This is a genomic window from Pseudomonas sp. Irchel s3a18, from assembly GCF_900187535.1.
In the GTDB taxonomy this organism is placed as follows: Bacteria; Pseudomonadota; Gammaproteobacteria; order Pseudomonadales; family Pseudomonadaceae; genus Aquipseudomonas.
In genome coordinates this window covers 1-10,575 of the sequence record NZ_FYDV01000035.1, presented here as the reverse complement: position 1 = coordinate 10,575, position 10,575 = coordinate 1, and the positions used below count along the sequence as shown (strand labels likewise).

Annotated in this window: 5 protein-coding genes; 1 reads left to right on the top strand and 4 read right to left on the bottom strand. The window is 52.6% G+C overall.

Features of this window, described 5'->3' with window-relative positions; all coding sequences use genetic code 11:
* Positions 1-66: 66 nt before the first annotated feature.
* The 4 genes from CKW29_RS25255 to CKW29_RS25680 form a co-directional block, all read right to left on the bottom strand.
* On the bottom strand, positions 67-3,441 hold the full coding sequence (locus tag CKW29_RS25255) for a hypothetical protein (protein WP_095149320.1): 3,375 nt from the start codon (positions 3,439-3,441) through the stop codon (positions 67-69).
* A gap of 99 nt (positions 3,442-3,540) precedes the next feature.
* Entirely contained in the window at positions 3,541-6,945 is a 3,405-nt protein-coding gene (locus CKW29_RS25250) for a hypothetical protein (protein WP_095149319.1), read from the bottom strand.
* A gap of 20 nt (positions 6,946-6,965) precedes the next feature.
* A complete protein-coding gene (locus CKW29_RS25245; RefSeq protein WP_095149318.1) occupies positions 6,966-9,422 on the bottom strand; it encodes a hypothetical protein in 2,457 nt (818 codons plus the stop codon).
* Positions 9,409-9,681, bottom strand: a complete 273-nt coding sequence (locus tag CKW29_RS25680) for a hypothetical protein (protein WP_143496942.1) — start codon at positions 9,679-9,681, stop codon at positions 9,409-9,411. Before CKW29_RS25680 ends, CKW29_RS25245 begins: the two co-directional genes overlap by 14 nt.
* Positions 9,682-9,956: 275 nt before the next feature.
* Here CKW29_RS25680 and CKW29_RS25240 point away from each other — a divergent pair, with 275 nt between their 5' ends.
* Positions 9,957-10,508 carry a hypothetical protein gene (locus CKW29_RS25240; protein WP_095149317.1) on the top strand — a complete coding sequence of 184 codons (552 nt, stop codon included), beginning with the start codon at positions 9,957-9,959 and terminating at the stop codon, positions 10,506-10,508.
* Positions 10,509-10,575 lie beyond the last annotated feature (67 nt).

The following is a 10,575-nucleotide window of genomic DNA, read 5'->3' as shown; positions in this document are numbered from 1 at the left end:
TGAATCAATCCAATAAACAATAAGGTTCGCAGCGCGACTGACTGGGTCGCGCTGCAAGTATCAACATCAGAGTTTTTTCGCTATCAGGCTGTTGCGATTACTTGGATTTTTGAAATCAATTTTCACACGATGACGACTACCGTAGTGATCATGAATAATCAGATCAAGGCCCACCGTATAATCCGGCTCGCACCCCTTATCAAACTTCCAGTACTCGCAGCGGTGAAGGCTGAGCATCAATTGACCCGATGGAATCACAAAGGACCTATCAATCTCTTTATCAGGCCTTAAGGGCTCAGGTATACGTGCATACAACAGAGGATCGAACCGCAACTCCCTACTCCCTGCGTAGGCATAACCAGTGAAACTGCAGACATCTTCATCAAGCTGTCGGCTTTCCCACTGAACCATGCTTTTCGCCGCCAGAAATTCAACTTTCCGAATGGGAATAATCACGCGATCAATTTCCAGGCGTAGCAAATAATAGTCGACCGTTGTCAGGTCTTTATCATTGCCCTGGTTTTCAAATTCTGCATCAAATCCATCATCCGCTCCCTCCATACGCTTGGGAGTCAAGGTATAAACAGCGCCAGAGTAGTCCGGCGGTTCTTCGCAACTCAATGTAATCGTACGCTCTGGCGCGGAAGGGTCGCCAACGCCATTGGATAAATAGGTAATGCCATTGTCGCCTCGCAACGACGCTGCTATTTCCAGGGTCCCCATGGCGCGGGACTGAACATAAAATAACGCGGTCCGCTCATGAGGGACCGCCCCCCCGGTCGGTTGCTCATGCCCTGTGACTGGCGGGTATGGGTCGTAATCGTTGGCTTCAAGGTTGTACGCCCATCCCCCGCCTTCAGGCACGCCAGAAAGACCGACGCGATCAAGCGGCAGCCATTTGCCATGCTCATCCTTGCGCACTAACTGAATACTGGCCATCTCTTCATCAGAGACTTCCACGGGCTTGTTATCCACCTCTTTTGGCTGGACCGAAACCGTGACATTGACCTGCTGCAAACCATTGCCATACAGGCTCAAGGAGTTCGAATTCGACGTGAGCTTGATCCAGCTCAACTCAGTCCAGTCGGACGCTCTGGCGAAGTTGGACAGGTGGATAATGCCATAGCCCCGGTGCGCCATTGTTCCCCGGCCGTAAGTAGCCTGCACCACGGTGTAGGGCGACTTGATAGTATCCGGTGCGGTAAAGAGCCCGGTTTCCCGGTCAACCTGGCCATCGCCAGCCAACACATCCCACACCAGATCATCGGGGTCGATATCGCGGTCCGCGACCCGCAACTGAGTGACGGCCCCAGCGGGTAAGCCGGGATGAAATCCGGGTACGACGGGCAGGATGAAGTTTCTACGTAACCACAAAATGCAGGTGCTGGTCTTTTCACCGCTGGAAAGATCCTCGACATCGATCACCACCAAACCACCGGCCTGCTCCCCAGGCGTATTGGGTAATGTATAGAGAGCCTCATTGCCATTGGACTGTAACGTGCCGAAGGGCTCGCGCAGGGTCCAGCGCAACGGCCCAGTGCCGAGGTTGACGGCTCTGAAGCTTACGTCTCTTTTGGCATCGGAGAAATCAAGCGTGGCAATCGACGGGGTAACGCTCAGGGACTCCACCACCACCGCCGCCATGGCCGAGGCCTCACGCACCAAGCCGTCATCGCCGGTATAGGCTGCCGTCACGATATAGCGCTCGGCCAGACCGTTGATCAGGGAAAGATCGGGGGCGGTGAACAGACCGTTCTGGTCGATCACGCCTGGGACTTGCTCACCATCGATGTTGCACGCCGACCAGGTCATCGGCATCGCTCGCAATGCGAGCTGCCTGACCTCGAACTGCAATGTTGTGCCCGCCTTGACCCGACCGAACAAAGGCTCGAGGGTGAAGGCGGTGTGTTTCGGGTCGATATGACCGACCAGGAACAGGTCGCCGGGCAGTGCGGCTTCGGTTAACAGCAAGGTGTTTTGTTCAGGAAAGAGCAGGTGATTCAAATGGAAGACGTTGATTTCGGGGGCTGACAGTCCCTTAAACGCCTCTTTAATAAGATCTTTTGGGGGTATGAGCTTTCTACTTATAAGACCTGCATATGTATCAGAAATATAAGGACGCAAAGCATCATAGAGGAACTCATGAACTTCCAACTCATAACCGGCTTGGGTTTCAAACCGCACAATGTTATCTACTGCAACGACCGGTTTGATCTTAACCTGCACCGTTGGCCGAATACGACTTTCAATCACTGCCTCTTTCGGATCCACCCCTGGAAAAGTTCTATCTTCATAAAAATAAAACTGATACATCTGATCACCTAGCCACTCATAAACAAGCATTGCGCTATCAGAAAACACACAAAATGATTTGTCTGGCGCTGCATTTAAGAACGACACTGTTAATGGCAGCGTGTTTTTTATCTCCCCCCTGCCAAACATTCCAGCCGTCCATTTGTAATGGACATCTTCAATTGGAAAACCACCGGCAGATGCCTGCAACGATCGTGCAATTTCATTTGATTCACTCTCGCGCCGAAACCTCAGATCATGACCAATCTCCTTCATCAAATACGGTTCAACAAACCAGTCGAACACCACCCGACTCGCCAACACCAACGACCCGGAATAAATAGCCTCCCTGGTAACAGGATGGCGATCATTCGGAATCAAATAGGGGAAACCGCTGCCCTCCACCGGCAATGACCCACTGGCCGGATTGTTGCGGGTCCGGACAAACAGCACCACCGCGCCATCCAGATAGCTGTCAGACAACACATCATTACCGCCCGGGGCCATCTGGGTGCGGATCGCAAACTCTCGCGGTACCAGCAGGTCATCGTCGTTGAACTTCAGCTCCCCCAGCTCATAGACCCTTTCCTCCCACGGCAACGCCCGATAGAGACGAGCAAAGAACACCCCGAGTGCTTCTTGGGCCAGCGGTTCATCAACCAGATTACTGGTGAAGTTGATGGCATTGCCCAGGTCAAGAATGACTCGTCCCAGCTCTTCGACAGTGCCGGTCGAGGCAAACAGGTCTATATCCGCGAATACCTTGAATCCATGCTGCGGTGTAACACTGAAACTCTCGGTGACCCGCGAAGGATAACCGGGAACATTCAGGCGCTGGGAAACCGTCCCCGATTCAACATCCATCGTCAGTCGCGCACGCGAGTTGGTCAGTGTGGCATTCTCGAATGATAGACGCGGCGGGCTCAGTACCAGGCCAGTGAGATCAAGTATGGAATAACCGTTGGCCGTTAGTTTGACCTCGCCGAATATTTTTTTAAGGACCCTCGTCTCTTTCAACTTGGAGATATATTGCTGTTCAAGCAATGCATTGACCTTGGTTCTATTCATCGTGACGATGGCGTCCCAGCCACGGGTCATAGACTTACCCTGCATACGCTCGCAAAGACCGATAAAGGACTGATCCAACATGTTCGCACTCCTGATGAAAAGGTGGCACAGGCACAACTGCCCGCGGCCACTCCCTGACAATCAATCTGTACAGCAACCCGCTACGCTGCCGTCATGGGTTCAACTATCTTTTTGAGCCACCAGTTCATTGCGATCGGTATTGGACTTGAAGTTTATCTTTACGGCATGTCTATTGCCGTCGATGTCATGAAACCTGAGTTTCAAGCCGCTCGTATAATCGGGTTCACATCCCAGATCAAAATTCCAGTACTGGCAGCGATGCAAACTGATCAAAAGCATCCCCTCAGGGCACGAATAACCCGGCTTCAGCACCTTCTCGGGTCTGATCCGCTTATCCACCTCGCCTTCTCCAGGCGCGGGCGGATCCGGCATCCGGGCATACAACAGAGGATCGAAGTTCAATGCATTGCTACCTGCCAGGGCATAACCGGCAAAGCTGCAAACACCTTCCTCGAATTGCCGACTCTCCCACTGAACAATACTTTTTGCTGACTCGAACTCGATAGTTTTTAACTGGATCAGCGTATCGTGCAGCTCAAGCTTGAGGGTGTAATAGTCAAGGGTGTCCAGGTTGTCATCGTAGCGCCCCCCACCCACCACATGATCACGTGTCATGGTGTAGAGACTGTCGGCATAATTGGTTGGCGGTATAGGCGTAATTTCGATAAGTCGCTTGTCCTCCACCGTCCCACCGTTTCCATTCGAGTAGTACGGCAAGTCGTTATCACCCTGCAAGTAGGCCGCGATCTCCAGTTTTGTACCGGCACGCGTCTGGACGTAGAAGGTCCTGGATCGACCATTCTGAAGACGGCCCTCTCCTGCAGCCGAAGGCTCGCCCGCTGCGCCTTGATATTGCCGAAACTCATTTTTTATAGTGTTGTAACCCCAGGGATCCCATGCGATGCCTGAATCCTTGGGTTCGGGGGGCACGCCGTCTTTGCCGACTTGCTTGAGCGGTGTCCTGGATTTTGTGACCAGGCGAATACTCTCCCATTCTTTATCGCTAATCTCGACGGGACTTCCGTCAGGGGCGCTCTCGGGTTTGACCTCAACAACGACATTGACTTGTTGCATCCCGTTACTCAGTACCCGGGGCGATCGCGAGTCGGTGGTCAAGGTAAAACTTTGCAATTTATTCCAGCGTGGTGCTCTGGCGTAGTCGGACAAATGGATAATACCGTACCCCTTGTGTGCAAACGCACCACTACCCAGGGTCGCCTGTACTACCGCATAGGGTGAACGTATCTGGTCAGGCGCCTTGTACTCCCCCGTGTTCGGATCGACAGTGCCTTCTCCGGCGACCACACGCCAGACAATCTTGTCAGGCTCCACCTCATCGTCGGCAACCCGCAATTGCATGGAGGACTTCGCCGGCAGACCCGGGTGAAAGCCTGGTTGTACCGGCAATATAAAGGTGCCCTTGAGCAACACAATAGACGCCAGCACACTGTTACCACTGACGAGGCCTGTCACCTCGATCTCGATGGGCACTAGAGGCTCGTTGATCGTCGTCGGCGGCGTGTACGTTGCGTTGTAACCCGCCGCGTCCAGTTGCCCGGGGCCGTGCAACGTCCACCGCAATGCCTCATCCTTCAACACGGATGCCTTGAGCGCCACCGGTGCTGCATGGTTGACATCAAGGGTGAGCATGGATGGCGTCACGGTCATGGGCTCGACAACAATCACGACCAACGCCGACGCTTCTCGGAGCTCCCCGGTCTCGACATCCCGATAAGACGCCGTGATCACATTACGCACGGCCAGGCCTTCCATCAGCCCGGCATCGGGTGCGGTGAACGTACCGTCATCGCTGATTTCGCCCGTCGAATGGCTGCCATCGATGCCACGCACGCTCCAGGTGACAGCTTGCGTTTGCAACGCAAGTTGTTTGACTTCGAACTTCAGGGTTTCACCGGTTTTCACCCGCCCGAACAAAGGTTCGAGGGTAAAGGCGGTGTGTTTCGGGTCGATATGGCCGACCAGGAACAGGTCGCCGGGCAATGCGGCTTCGGTCAGTAGCAGGGCGTTTTGTTCGGGAAAGAGCAGGTGGTTCAAATGGAAGACGTTGATACCAGGAAGCGCCATCGACTTGAATGTCTGCATGTTCCGCTCGACTTCTGCCGTCAGTAACTCGCCGGTACGATTAAATATCCAGGTTGGCGTACTACTGGGGTAATCCGGGGCTAGCCACTCCCCGGTAAAACTGTATTGATAGTCACTACGCTCGAACGATACGGTGTCGTCTGAAGTATTGACAACAGGTTTGAATTTTATATTCAAAACAGGCTTGGCAAAACCTGAATAGCCGTAACTCTTATCTCCAATACCCCAAAGGTTACGATCCTCAAACCAGAGAGGGATTGGCTGATTACCTCGCCAGGAACACTCAAACATATGGTCTGCGCTTGCCGAAAACCTGAGCGCCTTGCCTACCTCCTGGTTGTAAAATGGAATGGTGAAAGGACCGTCATTCCAGACGGCCGTCGTGATCTTGGTGCCCGTCCCGGGCCAAGTATGTTTGTGTATGAAATCGGCCAGATAGAACCCCCCCGCCACGGCCCGCAGTGACCGTGCGACATCATTGGATGGCACGTCGGGTTGAAGTCTTAAGTGGCTGGAAACTGCGTTCATCAAATGAGGTGCAACGAACCAGTCAAACACCACCCTGCTCGCCAACACCAACGATCCAGAATAGAGAGCCTCCCCGGTAACAGGATGGCGGTCATCCGGAATGTGGTACTCAAATTGACTCTCATCCACCGGCAACGACCCATTGCTCGGGTTATTGCGGGTCCGGACAAACAGCACCACCGCGCCATCCTGATAGCTGTCGGACAATACGTCGTCACCGCCCGGGGCCTTCTGGGTCCTGATTTCGAACTCACGGGGCACCAGCAGATCATCGTCGTCAAAATCCAGCATCCCCAACTCATAGACTCGAATCTCCGGGGGGTAACTGGCGTACAGTTGATGGAAAAATTTACCGAGCGCCTCCTGTGCCATGTCACCTTCCACCAGATTACTGGTGAAGTTAACGGCTTCCCCAAGGTCGATAATGACTCGTCCTTGCTTCTCGACAATGCCCGTGGTTTTGCGAAGGTCAATGTCTGCGTAGACCTTGTAACCCTGCTGTGGAGTGACCACGAAACTAGACGTCACGCGTGAAGGATAATCAGGAACATCCAGTCGCTGATTGACCGTTCCGGCTTCAACATCAAAGGTCAATCGTGCGCGAGAGTTGGCCAGTGTCGCGTTCTCGAACGACAACCGCGGCTGACTTAGCAATAAGCCGCTCAAATCCAGCACCGCATACCCCGCACTGTCGATGGGATGTTCACCGGAGATTTTTGCCATAAAACTGTTCTTATCGAACCGGGCAATGTATTGCTGTTCAAGCAGCGCATTCACCTTGGTTCGATTCATTGTAACGATTGCATCCCAGCCACGGGTGATCGACTTGCCTTGCATTCGACGGCACAGGCCAGCAAACGATTGGTCTAACATACGGTATGCTCCTGCAGGAATTATTTGCTCACGACAACATCACGCCAAACCGCTGACGGATTGTCTTCATTAAACATCGCGGGAATAGCAGAATAGGTGCCGAGCGGTAACGGCAACACAAGAAACCCATAATGTCCAAAAGGGCCGCTACCAATAGTAACGGTGATAATGGCAAAACTTGTCTGCTGGGAGTTTGGCTCCTTGTAAATACCTGTCCTGGCGTCCAACTCGCCACCCCCATCCAGAAGCGTCAGCGTGTACGGGTTTACCTCAGGATCAACCACCTCGTCATCCACCAACACTTGCAGCTGTACTTCACCGGAGGCCGGATTACTTGAATCAGTCACTCTCAGTGTCAATGTCGTGGGGCGATTAGGCGTCAGGACTTTCACTCGTTTGGGAGCGCCGCCCACCGCCTTGACCTGAACCTCATCAAGGGTAAATGCACTGCTACCCTTTGGCCCGGCCGTGTAGAGACGGTGATGAGGGTTATCTTCGTGTGGTGTTAACGTCGCACCCTGTTCGGGTTGTAACAACGTCCATTCCGGAGCACTGCCGTCGATGGTGTCGGCGCTGAGTCTGGTGGCCTCGCCAGCAGCCAGCACCTGAAAAACCGGATTCACTGCGATGGTACTGTCGATGATCGACACCAACGCCGAAGCCTTGACAGCATTGTTATGCTGACGGCCTTCAGCCGTTACCAATACCGTGACATAGCCTTTACCCAATGCACTGACCGACGGGGCGCGATACAGTCCGGCGGGACTGATAGTACCGATGTCAACCGTGTCACCGTCCGTATCCTGGACGCTCCAAAGAAGGTTCGATACACCGTCTCCGGACACCTCGAACTGCTGGCTTTTCCCGGCTTCGATCAACGATTGGGAGGGTGTCAGGGTCATACTGGTTCGGACCGGATCGATATGACCGAACAAGGCGAGGTCGCCGGGAACGTAAGCGTCAGTGAGTTGAAATGCGTCGGTGCCTGAGAACAATAAATTTCGGGCAAGTAATGTATTTACACTCGGCAATTCAAGGCATCTAAAAGAGGCGTCCACTACGGGCACCACTTTATCGTTCACGGCCACCTTCAGTAGGGCCAGATGCTCTTCCTGGTTTGGAAACCAGTGGGACGTTGACACTTCAGATACAAATCTTGACTCAGGATCCCTTTGAAAATCAATAACGCCTGTTCGTTTATCAACCACAGCCTTGAAGTTTTGATTGTAACTGTAAGGAAACCGAAGCGTTACGAAGTAATCTCGATCACGGGGAGGACTCCCCTGATGATCAAAAAACTGAACACGCCCTTGAGAAGCGTTAGCCGACCCCCAAGAAAGCAAAAGACCATTATGACTACGATTAACACTAAGTCTCTCCCCCCCCCTAGCAAAGAAGAACCTAAAGACTGGCGCCAGCAGCGTAAGTTTGCAACTTGCAGGCGGACCTGCTTGATGCTGAAAGTAGAAATCCGGGACTGAAATACTTCCCGCTTTTGCGGTCAAGTGCCAAAATGTATGACCATTACCATTATAGGCTTCGAACTCCGTTTCATTACCCAGGCGCTTTTTAAGTCCTTCTCCGATAACCTTGTCGAAAAAAACACGATTAGACAGTAGCATCGCGCCCGTGTAGACATTTCCTGCTTCATCTTCTGGGATCAAATAGCGAAACCCATGGGGATTACCTGGATCCGGCGTGGGAGGAATAGAACCGGCGAGTCCGCCTTTAAAGGTGATCAACATCAACACCCCCCCGTTACCATAATCCTCATCCCCCTTGCGATCCCCCAACGGACTCGCCATGGTTCGAATCTGAAAGCTTTCGGGTGTCAGGACATCATTCAATTCACCGCTGAGGGTCCCGAGTGAAAAAACTTTCTTTTCAGGAGCAAGACTTTGGAAGATAATCTTGAACACCAGACCGACGGTTTCCTGCGCGAAGTCACCGATCACAAAATTTGCCCTGATGTCCTCTCCCTTGCTGATATCCAGTGTGACCTTCCCCTCGGTTACCGTGCCGGGTGTACTTTCCAGCGGCAAGGTCATGGTCAACTGAGGGCCACCCAGTGGCAGCACTTGCTTGATACTGACAACCCGTTCCGGGACACCGGCCCCTTTAAGTGCGCTCACAATCAACCCGCCAACCATATCCATGGTCAGATCAGCCTTGGATGATTGCAGGTTGGCATTGGCAAAGGACAGTTTCGGAACACCCAGCTTTAAACCATGCAAATACTCTGTCGTATATTCACTTGATGGCAACCCGATCGTAAGCGGAGAGATAGTGCTGTCGCTATTGAACCGTTCAACGTATTGCTGATGCAGCAACATATTCGTTTTACGTCGATCATAAACAACCAATGCATCCCATCCGTACGTCTTGGATTTTCCGTCCATCCAGGCCGGCAACTCTGACACCGTGTAGTTACTCATCGCCCCCCCTTTAACTTCACGATATTCGTTAATACTGCGCACCCGCGCACTCCAGGACGCTCAACTTGCCCTGAGGAACCGTCAAAACACTCAACTTGTAGCGTTTAGATGGAAAATCAGGCACTTCAGGAGGCGTGTCTTTTTTCCTGGCGCTGTAATAAACATCTACGGCTCGGCCCATGTTTGCCGGTATCGCATGAGCAGGAACCTTGAACTTTTTCAAATACCCTGCCACGGGATCGGCTTCAACCCATTCGCCAAAAGCTTCCCGCCACATTCTCACCGCGGCGTCATTAGGCATAGTGGCTGCTAGCGGGACGTTGACAGGGCATTATTATTCAACGCCGGTATACCGGCGCAGGTGGACGACTGCTCATAACAACACTCCAGCGACTCAGGTAAAAACGGCCTGCTTGTTAGCGTTAATGCATTTTTACGCTCGTTTTCAGCCAGTGGGTACTAGCAGAACTGTTAGGTTGCGCGATTGTACTTTGCTGCTAGGGTAAGGCAGAAATACACACCACACCGTCATCGCGCCATGAACTGGCCAACCACTTACCCAAAGGGGTTAACGTCATGCTTTTAACCAAAAAAATCTTCACTGGCCTCATATTAATAAGCACTTACATTTGCACTGGACTGGCCACTGCACAAACCTCTCCGACCACTAATACTTCAGCAGAGGCTTCAGCCTATCCAGATGGCATTATTCAATTTTTCAATGAGCCCGAAGGTGGTGGCGCTGGGGATGGCAAGCTGAAATGCTCACTGACCTTTGTCAGTGGCACTTACTCATTCAAGGATGGCGACAATGCCTGTAAAGGACAGTGGGATGACGTTACACGAATCAAAGTTATCGGCATTCCCTCCGCCAGTACATTTACACTCTACGACGACGAAAGCTGCGCCAACAGGGACGATCAGGCTTTTATCTATGCGTTGAAATCAGTCAAGAATCCGACAACGACAGACCTGTCAATTCCCATCAAGTCGATGGTACCGACCTTGGCCGGGCAACTGCTACCAGGTACAAGCTTGAGAATGGAGAAAAATCTTTCCAACAGAGATCCACGGGATCTGCTGGGGTGTGTGCGCATCCAGCGTTCGGCCGTACCCGAGAACAAATAACCTGATCCTGACTCCGCCTCCATCCCTCATTACCACTCTACCGGCCAAGGCGTTCCGGTCGGTTTGC

Coding starts and splice junctions, on each gene's coding strand:
- CKW29_RS25255 (WP_095149320.1), bottom strand. CDS start 3,441: ATGTTGGATCAGTCCTTTATCGGTCTTTGCGAGCGTATGCAGGGTAAG.
- CKW29_RS25250 (WP_095149319.1), bottom strand. CDS start 6,945: ATGTTAGACCAATCGTTTGCTGGCCTGTGCCGTCGAATGCAAGGCAAG.
- CKW29_RS25680 (WP_143496942.1), bottom strand. CDS start 9,681: ATGCCTAATGACGCCGCGGTGAGAATGTGGCGGGAAGCTTTTGGCGAA.
- CKW29_RS25240 (WP_095149317.1), top strand. CDS start 9,957: ATGCTTTTAACCAAAAAAATCTTCACTGGCCTCATATTAATAAGCACT.